Genomic DNA, 26940 nt, shown 5'->3' with positions numbered 1-26940 from the left:
GTGCCCCCGCGTGACCACCGAGACCACCGCGACCACCGCGACCCCCGAGCAGGCCGACCAGGCCCTGATGGCGCTGCTCACGCCGCCCTTCCCCGAGAACCCCTTCCCGCTCTACGAGACGCTGCGCTCGGTGAACCGGGTCCACCCGAGCGCGCAGCTCGGCCTGTGGGCGCTGTCCGGGTACGACGAGGTCACCGAGTTCCTGCGGCTGCCCGACGTCAAGAGCGGCGCGCGGGCCGCGGCGCTCAGGCGCCCCGACTGGGCCGACCACCTGTCGCTGCGCATGTACCTGAACACGATGGTCACGCTGAACCAGCCCGACCACGGCCGGATCAGGGGCATGGCCAGCCGCGTGTTCACGCCGAAGGCCATCAAGAAGATGCAGCCCGTGGTGGAGCGGCTGACGGACGGCCTCATCGACGGCCTGGTCGAACGGTCGGCCGGCGGCGAGCCGGTCGACCTCGTCGACCTGCTGGCGATGCCGTTCCCCGTGGCCGTCATCAGCGAGATGCTGGGCCTGCCGTTCGAGGACGGCAAGCGCCTGTGGCTGCTGGCCGACGACTGGTCGCGGGTCTTCTCCGGCATCTACCTGGACGAGGACCTGGTGCGTGCGGACGCCGCGGCCGAGGAGCTGACGGGCTACTTCGGCGAGCTGATCGCCAGGCGCCGCACCGACCCGCGCGACGACCTGCTGTCGAACATGGTGCAGGCGGCCGACGGCGGCCGGCTCGACGAGGACGAGCTGATCGCGCTCATCCTGTTCCTGTTCACCGCGGGCTTCGCGGCCACCACCAACCTGATCGCGACCGGTGTGCTCGCGCTCATGGACCACCAGGACGAGCTGGCCCGGTGGCGCGAGGACAAGAGCATCACGGACTCGGCCGTCGAGGAGCTGCTGCGCCACACGACGCACACCACCGCGGCGAGCCGCGTCACGCCGCGGCCGATCACCATAGCGGGCACGGAGATTCCCGAGGGCGTCCTGGTGCTGACGCTGCTGGCCGCGGCCAACCGCGACCCGGCCAGGTTCCCCGACCCCCACCGCCTCGACCTGACCCGCGACAACGGCCCGCACCTGAGCTTCAGCGCGGGCGCGCACTACTGCTTCGGCGGCAGCCTGGCCCGGATGGAGGGCGCCGACCTGTTCCCGAAGCTGATCGACACCTTCCCGAAGATCGAGCTGGCCGGCGCGCCGGAGCGCCGCGACATCATGGGGCTCACCGGCTACGCCACGCTGCCCCTGGCCCTGACCCGCTGAACCGGGGCGGGCACGAAAAAGAGTCCCTGCGCGACCGGCCGCGCAGGGACTCTTCCCGTGTGGGGGGACCCCTCACTCGGGCTTTGTGGCGGCCTTGACCCGCTCGGGTCCGGCCGCGTCGGGCGCCGGCGCCGCGTTGCCGACGCGCACGCCCCGCATGAACACCACCGCGCCCACGGCGCCCGCCAGCATGACCGCGCCGCCCACCACGGCGCTGATGTTCATGCCGTGGGTGAACGCCTCCTGCGCGTTGTGCAGCAGTGCCTCGGCGACGCCGCCCGGCAGGTGCTGGGCCACTTCCGTCGCGCCGCCGAGCGAGCCCTCGGCCGCTTCCACCGCGTCGGGCGGCAGGTCGGAGGTCGCGTCGGTGATGTCCCGGGTGTAGACGGCGGCGCCGATGCTGCCGAGGATCGCGACGCCGAGCGCCCCGCCGAGCTGGTTGCTGGTCTCGGGCAGCGCGGAGACGGCGCCCGCGCGTTCCGGCGGGGCCGCGGAGACGATCATGTCGGCGGTCAGCGGGATCGCCATGCCCACGCCGGCCGACAGCACGGTCGCGCCGACCACCACCGTCGCCAGCCCGGAATCGACGCGCAGCTGGGTCATGATGCCGAAGCCGACGGTCGCGATGACGAGTCCGGCACCGATGATGTAGCCGGGGCGCACCGTCTTGGCCAGCACGGCGGCGATCGAGGTCGTCACGCCCACGGCCACCGGCGCCGGCAGGGTCCACAGCGCGGCTTCGAGCGGGCTGAGTCCGTAGACCAGCTGGATCCACTGCGTGGAGAACAGCAGGAAGCCGACCATCGCGAACAGCGCCACCAGGTTGACGGCGATGGACGCGCTGAACCCGCGGTTGCGGAACAGTTCGAGGTCGATCAGCGGGTTGGGCGCCGTGCGCTGGCGGAGGAAGAACAGCACGCCGAGCACCACGCCCGCGGCCGTGATGGCGGCGTAGGACCAGGCGAAGCCGTCCTCGGCCAGCTCCTTGATGCCGAAGATGATCGGCAGCACGGCGGCCAGGGACAGGACGGCGCCGATGACGTCGAAGCGGCCGGGCTCGGGCGCGCGGTGCTCGGGCAGCAGGATCGGGCCGAGCACCAGCAGCAGCGCCATGACCGGGATGTTGATCAGGAAGACCGAGCCCCACCAGAACTCTTCGAGGAGGAGGCCGGAGACGATCGGGCCGAGCGCCGCGCCGCCGGAGAGGCCGGCCGTCCACACCGCGATGGCGGTCCTGCGCTGGCCCGGGTCGCGGAACATGGTGCGGATCAGCGACAGGGTGGAGGGCGCGAGCACGGCGCCCGCCATGCCGAGCACGGCGCGCGCCAGGATCAGCAGCTCCGCGTTGCTCGCGTAGGCGGCGGCCAGGGACGCGGCACCGAACGCGAACCCGCCGATCAGCAGCAGCTTGCGGCGCCCGATGTGGTCGCCGAGCGTGCCCATGGTGATGAGCAGGCCGGCCAGCATGAACGCGTAGATGTCCACGATCCACAGCTGCTGCGTGGCTGTGGGTTCGAGGGAGGCGCTGAGGAACGGCACCGCGAAGTACAGCACCGTCATGTCCATCGACAGCAGTAGGACGGGGAGGACAAGGACGGCGAGACCGACCCATTCCTTCCGGGTCGCTCGTTCGTGACTCATGGCCTCGACTATAGATCTGTATTAGAGATCTGTCTATGTCAAATTCTGTTCCAGACGTACGTCTGGCACAAACGTATGGTTCGGCGGTTAGACTCGCCGGTATGGGACACCGAGAGGACCTGCTGGCCGGGGCGCGACGCTGCCTGTACGAGAAGGGCTACGCCCGCACCACCGCGCGCGACATCGTCGAGGCGTCCGGCGCGAACCTGGCGTCGATCGGCTACCACTACGGCACCAAGGAAGCGCTGCTCAACGCGGCGATCATGGAGGCTGCCGAGGAGTGGGCCCAGGAGCTGAAGCGGGCCCTGGCGGACGTCGGCGACCTGCCGGCCGACCCGATCGCCCGGTTCGAGCGGACCTGGACCCGTGTCATCGAGCTGTTCGAACGGCACCGGCCGGTGTGGGCGGCCCAGTTCGACGCGATCACGCAGCTCGACCACGTGCCCGAGGTGCGCAAGTTCTTCTCCGAGGCCCAGCAGGCCGCCCAGGAGAACCTCGTGGCGCTGCTCCTGGGCGACGCCCGGCTGCCCGAGCAGACCGAGACGGCGGTCGGGCAGTTCTACCACGCGCTGCTCAGCGGCGTGATGATGCAGTGGATGGTCGACCCCGAGCACGCCCCGACGGGCGAGTCGCTCGCCGAGGCGCTGCGGACGGTCGGGGAGTACGTCGGCCGGGCCGGCTCAGGGCAGGGTGTCTGACAGCGCGGCGGCCTCGCGGGCCAGCCGGCCCCGGTCGACCTTGCGGTTGGAGTTCAGCGGGAACTCGGCCACGTGGCAGAACGTCTTGGGCAGCATCGCCTCGGGCAGGTGCGCGGACAGCTCGCGGCGCAGCACCGCGGGGGCCACGCGCTCGCCCGTGTAGTAGACGACGAGTTCGAGCCCGCCGCCCGGCGCCGGGCGCGTCACGGTGGCCGCGTTCTGCACCCCCGCGCACTGCCGCACGGTGTGGTCCACCTCGGCCAGCTCCACCCGGAAGCCCTGGATCTGCACCTGGGCGTCCAGCCGCCCGAGGTAGACGAGTTCGCCGTCGGGCAGGCGCCGCACCCGGTCGCCCGTGCGGTACCAGCGGCGCCCCTCCCGCTCCAGGAACCGGCCCGCGTTGTCCTCCTCGTCCAGGTAGCCGGGCGTCATCTGCGGCCCGGTGATGCACAGTTCGCCCTCGTCGGCGGCCTCGTCCGCCTCGTCGAGCAGGACGTGGTCGTGCCCCTCGTGCACCGCGCCGATCGGGACGACGCCGTTGACGGTCTTGGCGGGCGAGGTGCCGGGCGACCAGCGGTGCCCAGTGACGGTGATGGTCAGCTCGGTCGGCCCGTACAGGTTCTCGACGTGCGAACCCGGCGCCGCGGCCTGCCAGTCGGCGGCGTCCTCGGCCAGCAGCGCCTCGCCCGCGAAGAAGCTCCACCGCAGCGTGGGCATCGCGCCGGGCGCCAGGCCGCCCATGCGCCGGATGAACGCGATGCCGCTCGGCGTGGAGAACCACACCGTCATCCGCCGCTCCGCGAAGAACGCCGGCAGGTCGCGGTGCGCGGCGGCCGGGATGGCGTGCACCGGCGCCCCGTTGCCCCACGCGCAGAACAGCTCGAACATCGCGCAGTCGAAGTTGAGGCCGACGTTCTGCGAGAACACGTCGTCGGGGCCGAAGTCGTACCGCCGGTCGAGCAGGCCGAAGTAGTGCGCGTTCGCGCCGTGCGTCATCGGCACGCCCTTGGGGCGGCCCGTCGAGCCCGAGGTGAACAGGACGTACGCGATGTCCGACGGCAGCACGTCCGCGGGCGCGTCCAGCGGGCGCGCGGGCGCGGCCTCGTCCAGCACGGGCAGGGCGAGTTCCGTCTCGGCGAGCGCCGCCCGGCCCACCGGGTCGGCGACGACCGCGGACACCCGCGCGGCGGTCAGCATGCGGCGGGTGCGCTCGGCGGGGAAGCGCGGGTTGAGCGGCACGACCGTCGCGCCCGCGTACAGCGCGGCCAGGATGCCGACGTACGCGGTCACGCTCTTGTCGGCCAGGACCGCGACCGACCGCGGCCCCTCGGGCGCGAGGGCCCGCAGCGCGCCCGCGCGGCGCAGCGCGAGGTCGTGGGCCTCCTCGAACGTCAGGCTCTCGGCGTCCACGCGGATCGCCGTGCCGCCCGGCGCCCGCGCGAGGCCGCGCAGGAACCGCTCGTGCAGACCGTGTCCTGGGACGGGTGTCTCGGGCATTGACCTTCCTCCGGTAAAAGAAGAGGGGTGGATAGGGGTGCCGACCACAGGGGCCAGGGCCTAGGTTGGCCGCGACGCCGACCATTCGGTAAACGCCGGTAAAATCACGGGAGCCCGTATGTGGGACGAGTCGTTCGAGGCAGTGCTGCGCAAGCATCTTTCCCTGCTCGAACCCGAGGACGAGTTGACGGCCGAGTTGAGTCTCCGCGATTTCGGCCTGGATTCGATGGGCATGGTCGCGCTGCTTTCCTCGCTTGAGGAGACGTACGGGGTCCGTTTCGTCGACGACGCCCTGCACATCGACAATTTCGCCACGCCTTCCACGCTCTGGAAAACCCTGGAGGCCATGCGCTGACCCGGCAGGACGTGCTACGCGATCGTGCTGCGCCGGCGCGGTCGCAGAGCCGTTTCCGGCCGCACGGCCACCACGTCGAACGTGCTGGTCATGATCTCGACCCGGCCCCACAGGCCGTCCTGCCCCGTGACGTACACCCGTCGCGCGCCGAGGAACTTCAGCGTCTCCACGACCGAGGGCCACCGCACCGTGCGGGTCACCGCGTCGAGCAGCAGCGTGCGCACCCCGTCCGCCGTCCGCACCAGCGACCCGTCGTGGTCGGAGACGACCGGGGTGTGCGGGTCGGTGAACGGGACGCCGGCGACGACCTCGTCCGCGATCTCCTCGCGCAGCGCGCCGAACCTGGCCGAGTGCATCGGTGGCCGCATCACGTACAGCGGCAGGCCGCCGGCGGCCCGCAGCCGCGCCTGGAGGCGTTCAAGCGATTCCTCGCGCACCGACAGCATGTGGAAGTCGTGGTCCACGTGGCCCGCGACCTCGCTCCACTCGCCGCGCTCCGCCAGCTCGGCGCGGATCTCATCGAGCCGTTCCGCCGGGACGCGCGCGAACGACTGCGTGACGACGTCCCGGTGCTCGCGCGCGAAGTAGGCGTCCACGCGCCGGCCCCACTCGGCGGTCATCGTGACGGCGTCGGCGAACGGCAGCGCCCCGGCCCGCACGGCCGCCGCGGTGCCGCCGAAGCTCGCGCCCACGCACGCGACCGGCTCAAGGCCGTGCTCGGCCGTCGTCCACTCGGCCAGCGCCAGGCAGCTCACCAGGAACGCGATCCGCGCCGGCTCCGGGTACGCCCCCTGGTCGCCGCGGTCCTCGGCCTCGCGGTAGGCGTCCACGAGCGAGTAGCCGAGCGCCGCGTCCGCCTCGGCGACCAGGCGGCGCGCCACCGGGTGGACCGCGAAGAACCTGGCCGAGTCGGCGAAACGCGTCGGCCCGATCCCAGGAAAGACGATCGCCGACATGATTCTCCATTCCCTCGCGTCGTCGCGGCGTATCCGCCGCCGTGCCGGCCGCATTAATCGCTGCGGCCCTGTTGCGTTCCCGAGCGTATTTTTGGTGCAGTGTTCCATGGGGGGTGCGCTGCGCGACACCCCGTGCGGTACCGGGGCGTGCGCCGCGTTTCGAGGGAGCTTCGGCCGAAAGGCCGGGCAGACCCGATCCAATTGTTTCCGGCCAGTGTTGTGGGGCCCAGGTGCCGACATAACCCCTAACGCCCCCTAACCGGCCGGGCAGAACGCCGAAAGTTCTTGTGGCCGCCAAAACCCCCCTGTTAGAAACAGTCTGGCATTCGCTGTGAAGGCCGAATCGGAAGGTGGCGCATGAGCTCGAATGGAGCGCGTCCGGCCCGGGCGCACGCCTCGGTTGACAACCTGCGGACCTACCTGCTGGCAGCCGCCCGCAGGGCACCGGAGCGGCCCGCGGTGATCCAGGCGGCGGCGGGCGGCGGGACCGAGACGGTCACGTACGGCGAACTGGAACGGCGCGTGGACCGCATCGCCGGCCAACTCGACGCGCTGGGCCTCGACGTGGGCGACCGCGTCATCCTGGAGTCCGACACGAGCGCCGACTCCGTGGCCGCCCTCCTGGCCTGCGCCACGGTGGGGCTGCCGTTCATCCCGACCAGCCCCGAGATCCCCGACGAGCGGCTGCTGACCATCATCGGCAGCGCCGAGCCCGCGCTGCACCTCCAGACCGCGCACGGCAAGCGCACCGGCGTCCCCGAGCAGGTCGGCACGGCCAGGCTCGGCGCCGAAGGGCTCACGATCGAACGCGCGCCCGCGCCGCGCGTGCGCCGCCGCCGCGCGGTGACGCCCGTCGACACCGCGTACATCACCTTCACCTCGGGGACGACAGGCCGGCCCAAGGGCGTGGTCATGAGCCACCGGGGCGTCATCGCGTTCCTGCGCGGCGCCGAGGCCGAGGAACTCGCCACGGCCGACGACCGGGTCGCCAACACCTCGCCGCTCCAGTTCGACTTCTCCCTGTTCGACATCGGCTTCACGCTCAGCCACGGAGCCGCGCTGGTGCCCGTGCCGCGCGACCGGCTCGGCTGGCCCCGCCGCTTCCTCGCGTTCCTGCGCGAGGCGGGCGTCACGCAGGTCGACTGCGTGCCCTCGGTGTGGCGCCCGGTGCTGCGGCACGAGCCGGAACTGCTCGCCGAGTTGGGCGACGCCGGGCTCGTCCGCCGCATCGTGTTCACGGGCGAGCCGTGGCCGCTCGACGAACTCCGCGCGCTCCAGAACCTGCTGCCCAAGACCCGGTTCACCAACGGCTACGGCGCGACCGAGACGATGGCCGCCTCGATCACCGAGGTGCCCAACCCGCTGCCGGCCGACGTCACCCGCCTGTCCATCGGCCACGCGCACGCGGGCGCGGAGATGACGCTCATCGGGCCCGACGGCACCCCCGTCGAAGGCCCGGGCACCGTCGGCGAGATCTACCTGCGCACCCCCTCGCTCTTCTCGGGCTACTGGGGCGACCCGGAGACCACGAGCAAGGTCCTCGTGCCCGACCCGCTCGACCCCAGGTCGGGGCGGCTGGTGTTCAAGTCGGGCGACCTGGCCTCCATGGGCGAGGACGGCGAGCTGTACCTGCACGGCCGCGCCGACTCCCAGGTGCAGATCCGGGGCAACCGGGTCGAGCTGGGCGAAGTCGAGCGCCGCATCGGCCAGTTCGAGGGAGTCGCCGGAGCGGTCGCGATGGTGCTGCCGCGCGAGGACGGCGACCCGCTGCTGCACGCGTTCGTCACGCGCGCGCCTGAGGGCCCCGCGTTCGACACCAAGGAACTCATCGCGTTCTGCCGCGCCGCGCTGCCCGCCTACATGATCCCCCAGGGCCTGCACGTCGTGGACGCCTTCCCGCTGACCGTCAACGGGAAGGTCGACCGCGCGGCGCTGTCCGCGCTCGCGGCCTCCTGACGCCCCGGCGTCTCGACCGACCCGCCCGCCCACGCGGCGGCCCGCGCCACCTTGATCACGACTCCACGCCCTCACGCCTCTTCGTTGCGGAGTATGCACATGACCGAGCAGTCCAGGGCCGCCATGCTGGAACTGGTGCTGGCGCAGGCCGCCGAGGTGCTGCACGCCGCCCATCCCGACACCTACGCGGACGGGGCCACCGACGTGGCGGCCGACCGCCCGTTCCTCGCGGTCGGCCTGGACTCGCTCGGCCTCGTGCAGCTGCACCGGCGGCTGACCGCGGAACTGGGCGTCGACCTGCCCGTCACCATCGGCTTCGACCACCCGACGCCCGCGGCCCTGGCCGCCCACCTCGCGGACGTGCTCGGCGGCGCGGGAGCGGACGCGGCCGAGGAGTCCGCCGAGCAGCCCGCGCCGGCGCCGTCGCGCGACGAGCCGGTCGCGATCATCGGGATCGGCTGCCGCTTCCCCGGCGGGGTGACCTCGCCCGAGGACCTGTGGCGGCTGCTGGCCGACGGCACCCACGTCCTCGACGCGTTCCCCGGCGACCGCGGCTGGGACCTCGACGCCCTCTACGACCCTGACCCCTCCGTCACCGGCACCAGCTACGTGCGGCACGGCGGATTCCTCCCGGACGCGGGCGACTTCGACGCCGACTTCTTCCAGATCAGCCCCAAGGAAGCCCTGGCGATGGACCCGCAGCAGCGGCTGCTGCTCGAAACCAGCTGGGAGGCGATCGAACGCGCGGGCATCGACCCGGAGAGCCTGAAGGGCACCAGGTCGGGCGTGTTCATCGGCGTCGAGCCGCACGAGTACGGGCCGCGCACCCACCAGGCGCCCGACGGGCTCGACGGCTACGTGCTGGGCGGCAACCTGCCCAGCGTCGTGTCCGGCCGCGTCGCGTACACGCTCGGCCTCGAAGGGCCCACGCTCACCGTCGACACGGCCTGCTCGGGATCGCTCACCGCGCTCCACCTGGCGGTCCGCTCGCTGCAGCGCGGCGAGTGCGGCCTGGCCCTGGCCGGCGGCGTCACCGTCATATCGAGCCCCGGCACGTTCACGTCCTTCAGCCGCCAGCGCGGCCTGGCGCCCGACGGGCGGATCAAGGCGTTCGCGTCCGCCGCCGACGGCACGAGCTTCGCCGAGGGCGTCGGCGTGTTCGTGCTGGCCCGGTTGTCCGACGCGCTGCGCGACGGGCACCGGGTGCTCGCCGTCGTGCGCGGCTCCGCCATCAACCAGGACGGCGCCTCCAACGGCCTGACCGCGCCCAACGGCCTCGCGCAGCAGCGCGTCATCCGCCAGGCGCTCGCCGACGCGGGCCTCACGCCGGCCGACGTCGACGCCGTCGAGGCGCACGGCACGGGCACCACGCTCGGCGACCCCATCGAGGGCCAGGCGCTGCTCGCCGCCTACGGCCAGGGCCGTTCGCCCGAGCAGCCGCTGTGGCTCGGCTCGGTCAAGTCCAACATCGGCCACACCGGCGCCGCCGCCGGCGCGGCGGGCGTCATCAAGATGGTGATGGCCATGCGCAACGGCACGCTGCCGCGCACCCTCCACGTGGACGAGCCGACCGAGCACGTCGACTGGTCGAGCGGCACCGTCCGGCTGCTGACCGAGCCGGTGCCGTGGGAGGCGGGCAACGGGCCGCGCCGCGCCGGCATCTCCTCGTTCGGCGCCAGCGGCACCAACGCCCACGTCGTCATCGAGGAGCCGCCGGCCGCCGCGGAGCCGGCCGTGCCCGCCGACACCGCCGGGACCGACCTGCCCGCCAGGCCCGTGCCCGTGCTGCTCTCCGCGCGGGGCGAGGACGCGCTGCGCGGCCAGGCCGCGCGCCTCCTGCCCCTGGTCGACGCGCACGAACCGCTCGACCTCGCGCACGCCACCGCCACCACGCGCGCCGCGCTGCGCGACCGCGCCGCGATCGTCGCCGCCGACCGGGCCGAACTGCGCCTCGCCCTCGCCGCGCTCGCGGAGGGCGAGCCCGCGCCCGGGCTGATCACGGGCACGCGGCCGGCGGCGGGCCGCACCGCGTTCCTGTTCACCGGCCAGGGCAGCCAGCGCGTCGGCATGGGCCGCGAACTGGTCCGCGCCTTCCCGGTGTTCGCGCAGGCGCTCCAGGAGGCGGCCGACCACCTCGACCTGCACCTCGAAGAACCGCTCGGCGACGTGCTGTTCGCCGAGCCCGACAGCCCCCTGGCGGAGCTGCTGCACCGCACGCGGTACGCGCAGGCGGCGCTGTTCGCCGTCGAGACCGCCCTGTTCCGGTTGGTGGAGTCCTGGGGCGTGACGCCGGCCCTGGTCGCCGGGCACTCCATCGGGGAGATCGCCGCCGCGCACGCCGCCGGCGTGCTGAACCTCGCGGACGCGGCGCTGCTCGTGGGCGCGCGCGGCACGTTCATGGACGAACTGCCCGAGGGCGGCGCGATGGTCGCCGTGCAGGCGGCGGAGGACGAGGTCCTGCCCTACCTGACCGAGCGCGTCAACATCGCCGCCATCAACGGCCCGGCCGCCGTCGTCGTCTCGGGCGAGGCGGACGCCGTGGCGGCCGTCGCGGACCGGTTCGCCGCGCAGGGGCGCAAGACGCGCCGGCTGCGGGTCTCGCACGCGTTCCACTCGCCGCTGATGGACCCGATGCTGGAGGACTTCCGCGGCGTGGCCCAGGCCCTGACCTACGCGCCGCCGCGCATCCCCGTCATCTCCAACCTGACCGGCGAGCCCGTCACCGCCTTCGACGCCGACTACTGGGTGCGCCACGTGCGCGAGCCGGTCAGGTTCGCCGACGCCGTGCGCAGGCTGGGCGCCGAGGGCGTCACCACGTACCTCGAACTGGGCCCCGACGCCGTGCTGTCCGCGATGGGCCGCGACAGCCTCGCCGGGACCGGCGCGGACGAGGGAGCCGCGTTCGCCGCGCTCCTGCGCGCCGGGCACGGCGAGGAGCGCCAGGTCGTCACCGCGCTCGGCACCGCGCACGCCCACGGCACCGCCGTGGACTGGGACCGCTTCTTCGCCGGGCGCGGCGCCCGCCGCGTCGACCTGCCCACCTACGCGTTCCAGCGCAGGCGCTACTGGCTGGCCGACGCCTCGGGCAGCGCGGGAACGCTCGGCCACCCGCTGCTGGATGCGGCCGTCAGCCTCGCGGGCGCCGACGGCCTCGTGCTGACCGGCCGGCTGTCCACGCGCCTCCAGCCGTGGCTGGCCGACCACGTCATCGCGGGAACGGTCCTGGTGCCGGGCACCGCCCTGGTCGAACTGGCCGTCAGGGCGGGCGACGAGGCCGGCTGCGGCGTGGTGGAAGAACTCACGCTTGAGGCGCCCCTGGCGCTGACCGGGGACGCGGGCGCCGAGGTCCAGGCCGTCGTCGGCGCGCCCGACGCGGCGGGCCGCCGTTCCGTGGAGATCTGGGCGCGCGCCGCGCGCGGCGAGGACGGCTGGACCCGGCACGCCAGCGGCGTGCTGGCCGAGCGCGGCCAGGGCGCGGCGCCGGGCGCGGACGCGTTCGCGGAGTGGCCGCCGGCCGACGCGGAACCGCTCGACGTCGAGGGCCTGTACGCGCGGCAGGCCGCGCAGGGCTACGGCTACGGGCCCGCGTTCCAGGGCGTGCGCGCGGCGTGGCGGCGCGGCGACGAGGTGTTCGCCGAGGTCGCGCTCGACGACGCGGGCGCCGACCGGTTCGGGCTGCACCCCGCGCTGCTCGACGCCTCGCTGCACGCCGCCGAGAACCCGGAGGACGACGGCCGGGTGCGGCTGCCGTTCGCGTGGCTCGGCGTCGAACTGCACGCGGGCGGCGCCGCCGCCGTGCGGGCCCGCCTGACCCCGGCCGGGGAGGACGCGCTGTCCGTCGAACTGGCCGACGCCACCGGCGCTCCGGTGGCCACCATCCGCTCGATCGTGCAGCGGCCCGTGCCGGTCGACGGCCTCGGGGCGGCGGCGGGCGACGGCTCGCTGCTCGCCGTGGAGTGGACGCCAGTGCAGGCGCCGGGCGAACCGGACGCCGCCGCCGAGGAGTTCGCGCTGGCCTTCCTGCCCGACGCCTTCCCCGGCACGCCGGCGGAGGCGGCGCGCGCGGCGACGCTGCACGCGCTCGACCTGGTCAAGGACGCGGTGCGCGAGGACACCAGGCTCGCGCTCGTCACGCGCGGGGCGCGGCAGGACATGGCGCTCGCGCCCGCGTGGGCGCTGGTGCGCGCGGCGCAGGCCGAGCACCCCGGGCGCTTCGCCCTGATCGACATCCCGGCGGGCGGCGCCGAGGTGCGGGACCGCGCGCTGCGCGCGGCCCTGGCCACCGGCGAGCCGCAACTCGCCCTCGACGGCGACACGGTGCTCGTGCCGCGCCTGGCCAGGGCGGCCGAGCCCGAGCCGCCCGCTCCCGTGGAATTCGCGCCCGGCGGCACGGTCCTGATCACCGGCGGCACCGGCGGCCTCGGCGGCCTGGTGGCCCGCCACCTCGTCGCGCGGCACGGCGTCACGCGCCTGCTGCTCACCGGCAGGCGCGGCCCCGACAGCCCCGGCGCGGCGGAACTCGTCGCCGAACTCGCCGCGCTCGGCGCCGAGGCGACCGTCGCCGCCTGCGACGTCGCGGACCGCGACGCGCTCGCCGCCCTGCTGGCGGCGATCCCGGCCGCGCACCCGCTGACGGCCGTCGTCCACAGCGCGGGCGTCGTCGACGACGGCCTGGCGGCCTCGCTCACGCCCGAGCAGGTCGGCACCGTCTTCCACGGCAAGGCCGACGGCGCCTGGCACCTGCACGAGCTGACCCGCGACCTGCCGCTGGCCGCGTTCGTGCTGTTCTCCTCGGCGGCCGGCACCCTTGAGGCGGCAGGGCAGGGCAACTACGCGGCGGCCAACGCCTTCCTCGACGCGCTCGCCCGGCACCGCGCCGCCCAGGGCCTGCCCGCCACCTCGCTCGCGTGGAACCTGTGGGCGGGCGACGCGGGCATGGGCGCGCGCCTCGACGAGGTGACGCTGCGCCGCGCGGAACGCTCCGGCCTGCCCGCCCTGGGCGCCGAGGACAACCTGGCCCTGCTCGACCGGGCCCTGGCCGCCGGCGCGCCCGCGCTCGTGCCGCTGCGCCTGGACCCGGCCGCGCTGCGGGCCCGCGCCGACGGCGTTCCCGCGCTGCTGCGCGGCCTGGTCCGCGGGCCCGTCCGGCGCCAGGCCGCCGCGGGGCCGGCCGCGGCGGGCAGCGGCGGCGGCCTGGCCGACCGCCTCGCGGGCAAGCCGGAGGCCGAACGCGAGCGGATCGTCCTCGACCTGGTCCGCGCGCAGATCGCCGCCGTCCTCGGGCACGCGGGCGGCACCGCGATCGACCCGCGCCGCGCGTTCACCGAACTCGGCTTCGACTCGCTGGCCGCCGTCGAACTGCGCAACGCGCTCGGCGCGGCCACGGGACTGCGGCTCACCTCCACCCTGATCTTCGACCACCCGACCCCGCGCGCCCTGGCCGACCACGTGCTCGACAAGGTGCGCGGCGCCGCCGCGCCCGCCCCGGCGCGCCCGGCCGCCGCCGCGCGGGCCGCCGCGGACGAGCCGATCGCCATCGTGGCGATGGCCTGCCGCTACCCCGGCGGCGTCACCACCCCGCAGGACCTGTGGCGGCTGGTGGCCGAGGGCACCGACGCGATCGGCCCGTTCCCCGAGGACCGGGGCTGGCGCACCGAGGAGATCTACGACCCCGAGCCCGGCACGTTCGGCCGCACCTACACGCGCTCGGGCGGATTCCTGCACGACGCCGCCGAGTTCGACCCGACCTTCTTCGGCATCAGCCCGAAGGAGGCGCAGGCGATGGACCCGCAGCAGCGCCTGCTGCTCGAAGTCGCCTGGGAGGCGCTGGAACGCGGCGGCGTCGACCCGCTGTCCGTCAAGGGCAGCCGCACCGGCGTCTACGCCGGGCTCATGTACCACGACTGGGCGCAGCTGACCGCCTCGGTGTCCGAGGACCTGGCCGGGTTCGCGGCCGGCGGCAGCCTCGGCAGCGTGGCCTCGGGGCGCGTCGCCTACACGCTCGGCCTCGAAGGCCCGGCCGTCACCATCGACACCGCGTGCTCCTCCTCCCTGGTCGCGCTGCACTGGGCGGCCCAGGCGCTGCGGCAGGGCGAGTGCACCCTCGCCCTCGCGGGCGGCGTCACCGTGATGGCCACGCCCGAGACGTTCCTCGGCATGAGCCTGCAACGCGGCCTGGCCGCCGACGGCCGCTGCAAGGCGTACGGCGAGGGCGCGGACGGCACCGGCTGGGCCGAGGGCGCGGGCCTGCTGCTGCTCGAACGCCTCTCGGACGCGCGCCGCAACGGGCACCCCGTGCTCGCGGTGATCCGCGGCTCCGCCATCAACCAGGACGGCGCCTCCAACGGCCTGACCGCGCCCAACGGGCCCGCCCAGCAGCGCGTGATCCGGCAGGCGCTGGCCCTCGGCGGCCTCACGCCCGCCGACGTGGACGCGGTCGAGGGCCACGGCACGGGCACCACGCTCGGCGACCCGATCGAGGCCCAGGCACTGATGGCCACCTACGGGCAGGAGCGCGGCGACGGCGACCCGCTGTGGCTCGGGTCCATCAAGTCCAACCTCGGGCACACCCAGGCCGCCGCCGGCGTCGCGGGCGTGATCAAGATGGTGATGGCGATGCGCAACGGGGTGCTGCCCCGCACGCTGCACGCCGACACGCCCTCCCCGCACATCGACTGGACCGAGGGCGCCGTCGAACTGCTCACGGAGGCCAGGGAGTGGCCGCGCGGCGCGCGCCCGCGCCGGGCCGGCGTCTCCTCCTTCGGCGTCAGCGGCACCAACGCCCACGTGATCGTCGAGGAGGCGCCGCCGCCGGCCCCCGCCGAGCCGCGCGGCCGACGCCCCGAACTCCTGCCGCTGACCGTGTCGGCGGGCTCGGCCGAGGCGCTGCGCGCCCAGGCGGAACTGCTCGCCGCCCACCTGCGCGAGCACCCGGACGTGGACGAACTCGACGTCGCCGCCTCCCTGTTCCGCGACCGCGCCGCCCTCGAACACCGCGCCGTCGTCCTGGAGGCCGACCGGGACGGGCTGCTCGCGGGCCTCGACGCGCTGGCCCGCGGCGCCACGCACGCCTCCGTCGTGCGGGGCACGCCGCGCGGCGACGCGCGCGCGGTGTTCGTGTTCCCCGGGCAGGGCTCGCAGTGGCGCGGCATGGGCGTCGAACTCATCGAGCGCTCCCCGGCGTTCGCCACCCGGCTCGGCGAGTGCGCCAAGGCGCTCGAACCCTGGGTCGAGTGGGACCTCCTCGACGTGCTGCACGGCGCGCCGGGCAGCCCGGCGCTCGACGAGGTCGACGTCGTGCAGCCGGTGCTGTGGGCGGTGATGGTCTCGCTCGCCGAGGCGTGGCGCGCCGTCGGCGTCGAACCCGCGGCCGTCGTCGGCCACTCGCAGGGCGAGATCGCCGCCGCCTGCGTCGCCGGGGCGCTGTCCCTGGACGACGGCGCGCGCGTCGTCGCGCTGCGCAGCCGCGTCATCCGCCAGGGCCTCGCGGGCCGCGGCGGCATGATGTCGGTGGCTCTGTCGGCCGACCGCGCGGGAACGCACCTGGCGGACTGGGAGGGGCGGCTCCAGCTCGCCGTCATCAACGGCCCCGGGTCCGTCGTCGTGTGCGGCGACCCCGAGGCGCTGGACGAGCTGAAGGCCCGGCTCGACGCCGAGGGCGTCCAGGCCCGCCGCATCCCCGTGGACTACGCCTCGCACTCGGTGTTCGTCGAGGAGATCCGCGACCGGCTGCTCGAAGAACTCGCCGGCCTCTCCCCGCGCACCTCCACCGTCCCGTTCTACTCGACCGTCACCGCGGCGCCGCTTGACACCGCCGGGCTCGACGCCGAGTACTGGTACACCAACCTGCGGCAGACCGTCAGGTTCGAGGAGACCACGCGGGCGCTGCTCGCGGACGGCTTCGAGATCTTCGTCGAGGCCAGCCCGCACCCGGGGCTGCTCGTCGGGCTCGGCGAGACCGCCGAATCGGCGGGCGCCGCCGCCGCGTTCGTCGGCACCCTGCACCGCGACGCGGGCGACGCGCGGGACTTCCTCACCTCGCTGGCCGAGGCGTACACGCGCGGCGCGAGCGTCGACTGGGAGAGCCAGTTCGCCGCGACCGGCGCGCGCCGCGTGGACCTGCCCACCTACCCGTTCCAGCGCAAGCGGTACTGGCTGGACGCGCCGGAGCCCGCGGCGGACGCCGCCGGCGTCGGCCAGGTGGCCGCCGACCACCCGCTGCTCGGCGCGGCCGTGCCCGTCGCCGGGGCCGGCGGGGTGCTGCTCACCGGCCGCCTCTCGCTCGCCACCCACCCGTGGCTCGCGGACCACCGCGTCGGCGGCACCGCCCTGTTCCCCGGGTCGGGATTCGTGGAACTGGCCGTCAGGGCCGGCGACGAGGTCGGCCGCGGCCGGGTCGCGGACCTGACGATCGAGGCCCCGCTGGCCCTCCCCGAGCGCGGCGGCGTGGCGATCCAGGTGGTCGTCGACGCCGACCTGCGCGCCGTCTCCGTCCACTCGCGGCCCGAGGACGCGCCCGCGGGCGGCGGCTGGACGCGGCACGCCCACGGAACGCTCGCGGACGCGGGCCCCGAGCCGGCGCACGAGCCGGCGCCCTGGCCGCCGCCGGGCGCGCAGCCGGTGGACCTCACCGACTTCTACCGGCCGCCCGCCGACGCCGGTGGACTGGCCTACGGGCCGGCGTTCCAGGGGCTGCGCGCGGCCTGGCGTTCGGCGGACGAGGTGTTCGCGGAGATCGCGCTGCCCGAGGAGGCCGCCGCGCAGGCCGGGCGGTTCGGGCTGCACCCGGCGGCCCTCGACGCGGCCCTGCACGCCACCGCGCTGCTGGCCGAAGAACCCGGGCGGGTCACGCTGCCGTTCAACTGGACCCGCGTCGACCTGCACGCCTCGGGCGCCGCCGCGCTCAGGCTGCGGATGACCCGCATCGGCGACGACGAGGTCGCGCTGCGCCTCACCGACGCCGCCGGCCGGCCCGTCGCGTCCGTCGAGTCGCTGGTGCTGCGCCCCGCCGCGCCCGGCGGGTTCACCGGCGGCGCGGCCCACGACTCGCTGTTCGAGCTGCTGTGGACGCCGGCCGCGCCGGACGGGCCCGCCCGCGGGTCCGCGGTGCACCGCGCACCCGCGGGCACCACCGCGGCCGAGGTGCACGCGGCGACGGCCGCCGCGCTCGACGCGCTGACCGACTGGCTCGCCCGGGACGCGGGCGGGGAAGGGCCGCTGGCCGTCGTCACGCGGGGCGCGGTCTCCACCGCGGGCGAGGAGGTCACCGACCTGGCCGGCGCCGCCGTCTGGGGCCTGGTGCGCAGCGCGCAGTCGGAGCACCCGGGCCGCGTCGTCCTCGTCGACCTCGACCCGGCCGAGTCCGCCGAGGGGCCGGAGGCGGACGCGGCACTCGACCTCGCGCTCGCCACCGGCGAGCCGCAGCTCGCGGTCCGCTCCGGCACGCCGCTGCGCCCCCGCCTGGCCCCGGTGACCGGGGACGCGGGCGGCGCGCCCGCCACCGTGTTCGGCGACAGGCCGGGCACCGTCCTGGTCACCGGCGGCACCGGAACGCTCGGCGCGGCCGTCGCGCGCCACCTGGTCGCCGCCCACGGTGTCACCGACCTGCTGCTCACCAGCCGGCGCGGCCCCCGGGCGGCGGGCGCCGCGGAACTGGCCGCGGACCTCACCGCGGCCGGGGCCCGCGTCGAGGTGGTCGCGTGCGACGCGGCCGACCGCGACGCGCTGGCCGCCGCGCTGGCCGGCCGCACGCTGGCCGGGGTCGTGCACACCGCGGGCGTCCTCGACGACGGCGTCATCGAGTCCATGACGCCGGAGCGGCTTTCCGCCGTGCTGCGGCCCAAGGTCGACGCGGCGCTGCACCTGCACGAGCTGACGGCCGATCAGGACCTGGGCGCCTTCGTGCTGTTCTCGTCCGCCGCGGGCGTGACCGGCGGCGCCGGGCAGGCCAACTACGCCGCCGCCAACACCTTCCTCGACGGCCTGGCCGCGCACCGCCGCGCCCGCGGGCTGCCCGCGCAGTCCCTCGCCTGGGGCCTGTGGGCCGAGGCCAGCGGCATGACCGGGGCGCTCGGCACGGCCGACCTGTCCGCCATGGAACGCGGCGGGGTGCTGCCGATGGCCACGGACGAGGGCCTGGCGCTGCTCGACGCGGCCGGCGCGCTGGACCGGGCGTTCCTCGCCCCCGCGCGCATCGACCTGACCGGGCAGCGCCGCGCCGACGTGCCCTACGTGCTGCGCGACCTCGTGCGCGGCCCGGCCCGCCGCGCCGTCGACCCGGCGGCCACGGCACCCGAACCCGCCGAGGGCCTGCGCGAGCGGCTCGCGCGGCTCACCCCGGCCCGCCGCGAACAGGCGCTGCTCGCCGTCGTCCGCGCCCAGGCCGCCGCCACCCTCGGCTACGCCGACGTGGAGGAGGTCGACGCCGAACGGTCGTTCCGCGACATGGGCTTCGACTCCCTCGCCGCCGTCAAGTTCCGCAACGGCCTGGGCGAGACCATCGGGGAACGGCTGCCCGCCACGCTCGTCTTCGACCACCCGACCGCGATCGTCCTCACCCGGCACCTGCTCGGTGAACTGGCGCTCGACGAGCCGGAGCCAGGCCCCGAGCCGGGGCCCGCAGCGCCGCCGGCCGGCGGCGCCGGGGAGACCGGGGAGCCCGGGGAGGCAGCGGCCACCGAGGACCGCACCGAGGAGATCCGCTCCATGAGCCTGGCCGAACTTCTCCGCACCGCGCAACGATCAGGAGACCCGACATGACCCAGTTGCTCGACGCCACCGGCCGGCGCGTCCACCCCACCGACGCCGAGCTGCTGCACCGCGTGCTGACCCCGTACCGGGCCAAGCGGTGCGAGTACCTCACCGAGGCCGAGGTCACCCACGAGGGCGACCCGCACGAGGGCGGGCAGCTCGTCGCGTCCTGCTCGTTCGAGATCCCCGAGTCCTGCTACATCGACGACACCGGGCACTTCAACTCGGTCGAGTTCAACATCTGCTTCAACCAGATGGCCTACTACCTGATGGCCAAGTCCGTGAAGGAGTCGCTGATCGAGCCGTTCTCCCGGTGGACGCTCGAACAGTTCTGGGACCGCCAGCTCGCGGACGTGTTCATCACCGACTTCAGGAGCACGTTCCGCTCGGCCATGCGGGGCCGCCGCTTCAAGGGCGAGATCCGCGTCGTCGACATCGCCGAGTGGGACGGCAACGACCTGCGCGACCCCCTGGTGATGCTGCGCACCGAGGCCCGCTACTGGGACGAGCACGGCGGCGAGAGCCACGGCGAGATCGCCGCCGCCATCACCAACCCGCCCGCGAACTGACCCGGCCCGGCCTTCGCAAAGGACGCGACCATGAGCAGCAGCGAACGACCCGGGCTTCCCGACGGGGTCCGCGAGGTCGACATCGACCACCTCTACCACCGCCTCGCCGACCGCGGCCTCCAGTACGGGCCCGTCTTCCGCGGCCTGCGCGCGGTGTGGTCCCGCGACGACGAGGTCTGGGCGGACGCCGCGCTCGACCAGGGGTCGGGCGGCGACGGCGACTACCACCTGCACCCGGCGCTGTTCGACGCCGCGTTGCAGGCCGCGCTCGTGCCGGGGCTCGACCGCGAGAGCGGCACGTTCCTGCCGTTCGCGCTGCGCGGCGTGCGGCTGCACAAGGCCGGGGCCCGCGCCGTGCGCGTGCACACCGTGCCGGGCGAGGGCGGGGTGACCCTGGCGCTCACCGGCGAGGACGGCGAACCCGTGGCCACGGTCGGCGCCCTCGCCATGCGCCCGGTCACCGCCGACCAGCTCGACGCGGCGGTGCAGCGCACCCAGTTGCTGCGCATGGCCTGGAAGGCCGTCGTGCAGCCGCGTGCCGTGGCCGACCAGCACTGGGCGTTCCTCGGCACCGACCACATCGGCGTCACCGGCGCGCTGAAGGCCATCCGCCGCCCGCTGGACACCCACCCCTCGCTCGGCGCCCTCGACCTGGCCCTGCGCAACGGCGCCCCGGCGCCCGACGTCGTCCTCGTGTCCTGCACGGACGAGGAGGCGCCGGTGCGGTCCGCGGCGCAGCGCGCCCTCGTGCTCGTGCAGGAGTGGCTGGCCGACCGGCGCCTGGCCGGCACGCGCCTGGTCCTGGTCACCAGGGGAGCCGTCGCCGCCCGCGCCCAGGAGGACGTGCCCGACGCGCCGGGGGCCGCCGTCTGGGGGCTGCTGCGCGGCGCCCAGTCCGAGCACCCGGGCCGCTTCGTCCTGGTCGACGTCGACGACCCCGAGGACGGCAGCCACGCGCTGCTCGCCGCCGTCGCCTCGGGCGAGCCCCAACTGGCCGTCCGCCGGGGCGCGTTGTTCCGGCCCCGGCTCGTGCGCTGCCCGCCGCCGCGGCCCACCGCGCTCACCGGCACCGTCGTGGTCACCGGCGCCACGGGCGCGCTCGGCCGCCTGCTGGCCCGCCACCTGGTGACCCGCCACGGCGTCGGGCACCTCGTGCTGCTCAGCCGCCGCGGCCCCGACGCCCCGGGCGCGGCCGAGCTGACCGCGGAACTCACCGCGGCCGGCGCCCGCGTGGAGGTGCACGCCTGCGACGTCACCGACCGGGACGACCTCGAACGCGTCCTCGCCGGCGTCCCCGCCCCCTCCGCCGTCATCCACACCGCTGGCGTGGTGTCCGACGGCGCGATCGGCACGCTCACCCCGCGCGGCCTCGACCGCGTGCTGCGCCCCAAGGCCGACGCCGCGCTGCACCTGCACGACCTGATCAAGGACCCGGAGTGCGCGTTCGTGCTCTTCTCGTCCGTCGCTGGCCTGACCGGCAACGCCGGGCAGGCCAACTACGCGGCGGCCAACGGCGTCCTCGACGCGCTCGCCCACCACCGCAAAGCCCAGGGCCTGCGCGGCACGTCCCTCGCGTGGGGCCTGTGGGAGAGCGAGGGCGGCATGGGCTCCGACCTGTCCGCCACGGAACTGGCCCGCATCAAGCGGTCGGGCTTCGCGCCGCTCGGGCACGAGCAGGGCCTCGCCCTGTTCGACGCGGCGCTCGCCGCGGACGAGGCGGTCCTCGCGCCCGTCCGGCTGAACGAGGCCGCCCTCACCGGCGACATCCCGCCGGTGCTCGCCGAGCTGGCACCCGCCGGGACCGCCGCGCCCGCCTCGTCCGACGCCCTGCGCAGCCGCCTGGCCGGCCTGCCCGAGACCGAACGCGACGCGGCCGCACTCGACTTCGTCCGCGAGGCCGCAGCCGCCGTGCTCGGCTACGAGGGACCCGACGACGTCGCGCCCGACCGCGAGTTCTCCGCCGTGGGCCTGGACTCGATCGGCAACCTCGAACTCAGCCGCCGCCTGGCGTCCGCGACCGGCCTGCGGCTGCCCGCGACCCTCACCTTCGACCACCCGACCCCCGCGGTACTCGCCGCCCACCTGCGGCGACTTCTCCAGGAAGGCGAAGCATGAAAACCGTAGTCGTCGGCGGCGGTGTCATCGGCCTCGCCGTCGCCTGGCGGGCCCTGCGCCAGGGTCTGGCCGTCACCGTGATCGACCCGGCGCCGGCGAGCAAGGCGTCGCACGTCTCGGGGGGCATGCTGCCGCCCGCCAACGAGCAGCTTTTCGACCAGGACGACCTGCGCGCCCTGTGCCTGGCCTCGCGCGCCCTGTACCCGTCGTTCGTCGAGGAGCTTGAGGAGTTCGCGCCCGCGGGCTACCGGCGCGACGGCGTGCTCGACGCGGCGTTCGACGAGGACGCGCTGCTGTCCCTCGACCACATGGAGTCCTTCCTCGACGGGCTCGGCGTCCGCACGCAGCGCCTCACGCCCGCGGAGGTCGGGGAGCTCCAGCCCGCGTTCGTCCCCGCGCTCGGCGGCCTGCTGGCCCCCGACGACGGCGCGGTCGACCCGCGCGTGCTCAACGCGGCGCTGTGCACGGCCGTCGAGGCCCTGGGCGGAACGCTCGTGCGGCGCGCCGCCGTCCGCGTCGACGACCATACGGTCGTCCTCGACAACGGCGACACCGTCCCGTTCGACCGCCTCGTGCTCGCGGCCGGCTGCTGGACGCACGGGATCGAGGGCCTGCCGCCCGGCGCCGTCCCCGAGATCCGTCCGGTCAAGGGGCAGCTGCTGCGCCTGCACTCCGACCCGCCGCTGCTCAACGTGACCGCGCGCGCCCTGATCAAGGGCAGGTCCCTCTACCTCGTGCCCCGGCTGGACGGCGAACTCGTCGTCGGCGCCACCTACGAGGAGCGCGGCTACGACGAGACCGTGACCGCGGAGGGCACCCACAGCCTGCTCGGCCGCGCGGCCGAGATCATGCCCGGCGTCGGCGCGCTGCGGTTCGCCGAGGTCAGCGCGGGCCTGCGCCCCGGTTCGCCCGACGACCTGCCGCTCATCGGCCCCACCACCGTGCCCGACGTGTACCTGGCCTCCGGCCACTTCCGCATGGGCGTCCAGCTCGCCCCGGTCACCGCCGAGGCGATGGTGGCCCACCTCACCGACGCGGAACCGGACGCCGTCGCCGCGCCGTTCACGCCGCTGCGCCCGGCCGTCCTCGCGGCAGCCGCCGCGCGCTGACGGCGGGCCGCGCCCCGGGCACCGCCTTCGCGGCGGGCCCGGGGCCGGTCGCGGCCTTTGGCGGAACGGGCGGTTCCCGGTCCGTTTTCCGCCCGCGTGAACGGCCGCGTGCACCACCGCTTATGGCCGCGCGTGCGTGTCCGCGCGGTATCGGGCGGTGAAGTCGCCGATACGGAACGCGTTTTATTCCCGGTGCGTCGGGCCACTGGAGCCGTGCCGCCATCCGGCGGCCATGCGCCTGTTTCTTTCCGGTAAGTCACGGGAGCGGTGGCGCGTTCCCGGGCCGGGGAATCCGCTCGCCGCGGAATGCGGCATTCCGGGGCGCGGGCCCCCGGCGCCTCGCGGTCCGCGCCCGTTCAGGCCCGGCCGCCGCCCGCTTCGCGCGCGGACTCCCCGCCGGTGAACCGGGCTTCGATCATCGGGGCGAGCACGAGCGTGCCGGGGCCCGCGCGTCCGCCGGGGCCCGGCTCGTGGTTCGTGTTCTCCGAGGTCAGCGCCCCGCCGCAGTGCGCGCACGCGGACACGGCCGTCGTCCGTTCCCCGCAGTCGAGGTGGCGGATGAGCAGCGGCGGCCCGTCCTGCCCGCCGTACCAGCGGTCGCCCCAGGCCATGAGGGCCAGAAGGACCGCGCAGAGTTCCCTGCCTTTCTCGGTCGGCTGGTAGTCGTGCCTCGGCGGACTGTCCTGGTAGCGCACGCGCCGCAGTACGTCCTCGTCGACCAGCCGGTTCAGACGGGCGGCCAGGACTTTTCTGGAAATTCCGAGGTCCTGTGCCAGATCGTCGAACCGCGTACAGCCGAGCAGGACATCACGCATGATCAACGCGGTCCAGGCGTCGCCGAATACATCGGTCGCCCTGGCGATCGAGCAGGCCACGTCGGTGAGTTGTTTGCGGGCCATTCGTTCCTGTGCTCTCTACTTGTGCCAGACGCGCTGTGCTAGGTTTCCTCAGGGAACTCCTCATCCTATCGAGCTGAGGCGTAACGTGATGACAGAGAGATCACCGGTTGAACTGAACACCACGTCGGCCGCGGCCATCGACGGACGCCACATCAGGGCCGTCACGTTCCACGGTGTGCGGATGGAGTACGTGCGGGGTGTGCTCGGCCGCGACGCGACCCGGCCCCCCGGCCGCCGCGCGCTGGTGGTCGGAGGCATCAGGGGCGAGCTGGCCCGGGGGCTCGCGGGTGAGGGTCTTGACGTGACGGCCGTCGACCCCTCCGAGGTGGCCACGCGGGTCGCCCGCGAGCGCGCCGAGCGGGAGGGGGTCGCCGTGACCCACCTCACGGGACCGGCGGAACGCCTCGACCTGCCGGACGCCGCGTTCGACCTCGTCTACTGCGCGGACACCTTCGAGATCACCGACCGGCTCGACGACGTGCTCGCCGAGGCGGCGCGCGTGCTGGTGCCCGGCGGGGTCCTGATCTACGACACGGTCAACCGCACGCCGCTCTCGCGGCTCATCTACCTCGGCGCCTTCCAGGGCATCCCGCAGACGCGCATCGTGCCGCCCGGGCGCTACGCGGCGGCGCGGCTGCGCAGGCCGGCGGATCTTTCGGCCGCGATGGAGCGGCACGGCCTGCGCAGCGAGGACGTGTGCGGCTTCCGCCCCACGTCCGTGACCGGTCTGGTGAAGACCATCAGGGCCCGCAAGAGCGGCGCGATCACGACCGAGGAGATGGCCCCGCGGGTGGCCTTCCGGCTGGAGCCTGGCCACCGGCCGCTGGTCACCTACCTCGGCCGGGCCCGCAGGCGCTGACCGGGGCAGCACGACACGCGCCCGGCTCCGCGCGGCGCGACTCCCGGGAGTGCCGGTCGCGTGTTCGGCGCGGCGCACGTGACGCGATACCGGCCCCCCGGTGACCACTGCCGCCCACGACCGCAGACACGACCCAGGGGGTTGCACTTCCCATGTCCATGGCACTCCACAGCGAGGTCCTGACCGAGACCCCGCTCCCCACCTGGTCGAGCGAGCTGGAACGGGTCCAGCTCCTGACGACCCGGGAGGCCCAGACGCTCGCGCTCCTCGCGGCGGGCTGGTCGAACCGGCGCATAGCCGTCCGGCTCCAGGTGTCGGAACGGACCGTCAAGGCCCACGTCGCCTGCGTATTGCAGAAGTTACAAGTGGAATCCCGCCTTCAGGCGGGACTCGTCGCACTCAGCTACCGACACATGTACGAAAGTACAATGGCTGGTGATCGGGCAGCCAGCTAGGGTCGCGGTAATGAGCCTCCCGGGGGGAAGTACCACGCGTCTACGGGGACTGGTGGCCCATGCCGAATACATAACGCCGCACGACCTGATGTCCTGTCGCCGGCCGTCCCGTTGCCGGGCGTGCCGCGACACGGCGCAGTGGTGCGCCGTATTCCCTGCGTCAGGGCAGAGAACGCCATCGGATCATTTCCGGAAACCACCGCGCAGGAGCGGCGGAAAGCACGGGCACCGCGGCCCGTGCCCGCCCCTGCGGAGGCGCTGAGCGAGACGTCATTTCCCGACAGTCGAATGCCTGAAGACGGCCGACGCAGGAATCTGGGGTAACGATGTACGACGTCATTGTCGTGGGCGCGCGTATCAGCGGTGCGGCCACCGCGATGCTGCTGGCACGCGAAGGTCACCGGGTACTCCTCATCGACCGCGCGAAAATGCCGGGCGGCAAGGGCGCGGCGACCAATCTCGTCCATCCGCCCGGAATTCTGCGCCTGAAACGCTGGGGCCTGCTCGACGAACTCACGGAGTCCGGCGGTCCGCCGCCCATCCACTCCTACGGGCTCCAGACGGGCCCCGTGCGGCTGATGGCCCGGCTGCCCGCCGTCGAGGACGAGGTGGCCGAGGCCTACTCGCCCGAACGCCGCAGGCTCGACGAGGTCATGCAGCGGGCCGCCGTCAAGGCGGGAGCGGAACTGCGCGAGGAGACCGCGCTGCGCGAGCTGACGACCGACGGCACCGGCCGCGTCAGCGGCGTGCGGGTGCAGGGGCCCGACGGCTCCCAGTCCACCGAGCGCGCCCGGCTCGTCGTCGGGGCCGACGGCTCCAACTCCACCGTGGCCCGCCTGGTGGGCAGCGAGAAGTACGCGGCGCGGCCCGTGCTGAACAAGAGCCACTGGGCCTACTGGGCGGACGTGCCGCACGACGGCCGGGTGCGCACCTACCGGCACAACCGCAGGCACGCCTTCACCTGGCCCACCCACGACGGGCTCACCATCCTCGGACTCGCCCTGCCCGTGGCCGACTTCACCGCCGCGCCCGACGAGGAGCGCGACCGCACCGTCCTCGGCGCGTTCCGCGAGATCGACCCCGAGTTCGCGGCGCGGGTGCGCCCCGAAGGGCGCGTCGGCCGGTGGATGACCGGCGCCGTGCCCAACTTCCTGCGCCACCCCGCGGGCCCCGGCTGGGCCCTGGTCGGCGACGCGGGCTACACCAGGGACCCGATCACCGCCGCCGGCATCACGGACGCGCTGCGCGGCGCGGAACTGCTGGCGCGCGGCGTGGCCGAGGGGCTGGCCGGCGACGACCGCGCACTCGACCGCCGCGTCGCCGAGTACGGCAGCCGGCGCGACGCCCTCGTGCGCGGCCACTTCGAGTACACCTGCGACCACGCGCTGATCGCGGACTACGGCCCGGAGGAGCAGGAGTTCGTCCGCGCGATGGCCAAGAGCCCGGCGCACGGCTCGGGCATGGTGGGCATGTTCGCCACCATCGTCCCCCCGGCCGAGTTCTACTCGCCCGCCAACATCCACGCGCTCCTCGACCACGTCGACCGCGACACCGGCTGGAAGCTGCGCTTCGTCCGGTGGCTCGCGCGCGGCGCGCCCCGGCGCCTGCCGCCCGCGACCCGGCTCGCGGACCGCCTGATCGCCGCGAACCTCGGCAGCATGGGCGACTTCCTGCTCGGCGCCGCGGCGCCGGGCGCGGGACGCGCCGCCTGACCGGGCCCGCGCCCGGCCGGGGCACGTTCCGCCGACCGCGGGCGGCCACCCGCGGCGCCGCGCACCGCCGCGCGGCCAAGGACCACCGCCATGGCACGCCATGGGGCCGATC

The 26940-nt window shown here is 74.8% G+C and carries 15 protein-coding genes; 11 read left to right on the top strand and 4 right to left on the bottom strand.

The features are described 5' to 3' along the window. The first annotated feature begins 10 nt into the window (after positions 1–10). Positions 11–1258, top strand: a complete 1248-nt coding sequence (locus tag LC193_RS08195) for a cytochrome P450 (RefSeq protein WP_226072943.1) — start codon at positions 11–13, stop codon at positions 1256–1258. Positions 1259–1330: 72 nt separating this feature from the next. Here LC193_RS08195 and LC193_RS08190 read toward each other — a convergent pair whose 3' ends face one another. Further along, positions 1331–2899 carry an MFS transporter gene (locus tag LC193_RS08190; RefSeq protein WP_226072942.1) on the bottom strand — a complete coding sequence of 523 codons (1569 nt, stop codon included), beginning with the start codon at positions 2897–2899 and terminating at the stop codon, positions 1331–1333. A gap of 101 nt (positions 2900–3000) precedes the next feature. Between LC193_RS08190 and LC193_RS08185 the strand changes: the two genes are divergently transcribed. Next, on the top strand, positions 3001–3597 hold the full coding sequence (locus LC193_RS08185) for a TetR/AcrR family transcriptional regulator (protein WP_226072941.1): 597 nt from the start codon (positions 3001–3003) through the stop codon (positions 3595–3597). Here LC193_RS08185 and LC193_RS08180 read toward each other — a convergent pair. Then, the gene (locus LC193_RS08180; protein WP_226072940.1) at positions 3580–5094 is read right to left on the bottom strand and encodes an AMP-binding protein; all 1515 of its coding nucleotides are present in this window, start codon (positions 5092–5094) and stop codon (positions 3580–3582) included. The genes LC193_RS08185 and LC193_RS08180 overlap by 18 nt on opposite strands. Before the next feature lie 118 nt (positions 5095–5212). Here LC193_RS08180 and LC193_RS08175 point away from each other — a divergent pair, with 118 nt between their 5' ends. After that, positions 5213–5449, top strand: a complete 237-nt coding sequence (locus tag LC193_RS08175) for an acyl carrier protein (protein ID WP_086160617.1) — start codon at positions 5213–5215, stop codon at positions 5447–5449. A gap of 14 nt (positions 5450–5463) precedes the next feature. Here LC193_RS08175 and LC193_RS08170 read toward each other — a convergent pair whose 3' ends face one another. Then, complete coding sequence (locus LC193_RS08170; protein WP_226072939.1) at positions 5464–6405, bottom strand: ACP S-malonyltransferase; 942 nt, start codon at positions 6403–6405, stop codon at positions 5464–5466. A gap of 357 nt (positions 6406–6762) precedes the next feature. Between LC193_RS08170 and LC193_RS08165 the strand changes: the two genes are divergently transcribed. From LC193_RS08165 to thiO, 5 genes are all read left to right on the top strand, one after another. Further along, the gene (locus tag LC193_RS08165) at positions 6763–8361 is read left to right on the top strand and encodes an AMP-binding protein (RefSeq protein WP_226072938.1); all 1599 of its coding nucleotides are present in this window, start codon (positions 6763–6765) and stop codon (positions 8359–8361) included. A gap of 99 nt (positions 8362–8460) precedes the next feature. Then, complete coding sequence (locus LC193_RS08160; RefSeq protein ID WP_226072937.1) at positions 8461–19119, top strand: type I polyketide synthase; 10659 nt, start codon at positions 8461–8463, stop codon at positions 19117–19119. Next, positions 19116–19679, top strand: coding sequence for an FcoT family thioesterase (locus tag LC193_RS08155; protein WP_086160621.1), 564 nt, complete (start codon positions 19116–19118; stop codon positions 19677–19679). Before LC193_RS08160 ends, LC193_RS08155 begins: the two co-directional genes overlap by 4 nt. Before the next feature lie 30 nt (positions 19680–19709). Beyond that, positions 19710–21794, top strand: coding sequence for a type I polyketide synthase (locus tag LC193_RS08150; RefSeq protein ID WP_226072935.1), 2085 nt, complete (start codon positions 19710–19712; stop codon positions 21792–21794). Further along, positions 21791–22903, top strand: coding sequence for a glycine oxidase ThiO (gene thiO / locus LC193_RS08145; RefSeq protein WP_226072933.1), 1113 nt, complete (start codon positions 21791–21793; stop codon positions 22901–22903). The genes LC193_RS08150 and thiO overlap by 4 nt, the downstream gene beginning before the upstream one ends. Positions 22904–23259: 356 nt before the next feature. On the opposite strand, the gene LC193_RS08140 is transcribed toward thiO, so the two are convergent. Further along, complete coding sequence (locus LC193_RS08140; RefSeq protein ID WP_226072931.1) at positions 23260–23802, bottom strand: winged helix-turn-helix transcriptional regulator; 543 nt, start codon at positions 23800–23802, stop codon at positions 23260–23262. Positions 23803–23890: 88 nt separating this feature from the next. Between LC193_RS08140 and LC193_RS08135 the strand changes: the two genes are divergently transcribed. The 3 genes from LC193_RS08135 (at position 23891) to LC193_RS08125 (ending at position 26828) form a co-directional block, all read left to right on the top strand. Continuing rightward, positions 23891–24661 (top strand): class I SAM-dependent methyltransferase, encoded by a 771-nt coding sequence (locus LC193_RS08135; protein WP_226072929.1) that lies wholly within the window; start codon positions 23891–23893, stop codon positions 24659–24661. Positions 24662–24813: 152 nt separating this feature from the next. Then, a complete protein-coding gene (locus LC193_RS08130; RefSeq protein ID WP_226072927.1) occupies positions 24814–25116 on the top strand; it encodes a response regulator transcription factor in 303 nt (100 codons plus the stop codon). A 326-nt stretch (positions 25117–25442) separates the two neighbouring features. Next, complete coding sequence (locus LC193_RS08125) at positions 25443–26828, top strand: NAD(P)/FAD-dependent oxidoreductase (protein WP_226072925.1); 1386 nt, start codon at positions 25443–25445, stop codon at positions 26826–26828. The last annotated feature ends 112 nt before the right edge of the window (positions 26829–26940 follow it).

Source organism: Streptomyces marincola, from assembly GCF_020410765.1.
Lineage (GTDB): Bacteria > Actinomycetota > Actinomycetes > Streptomycetales > Streptomycetaceae > Streptomyces > Streptomyces marincola.
This window is presented reverse-complemented; position numbering and strand designations above follow the sequence as displayed.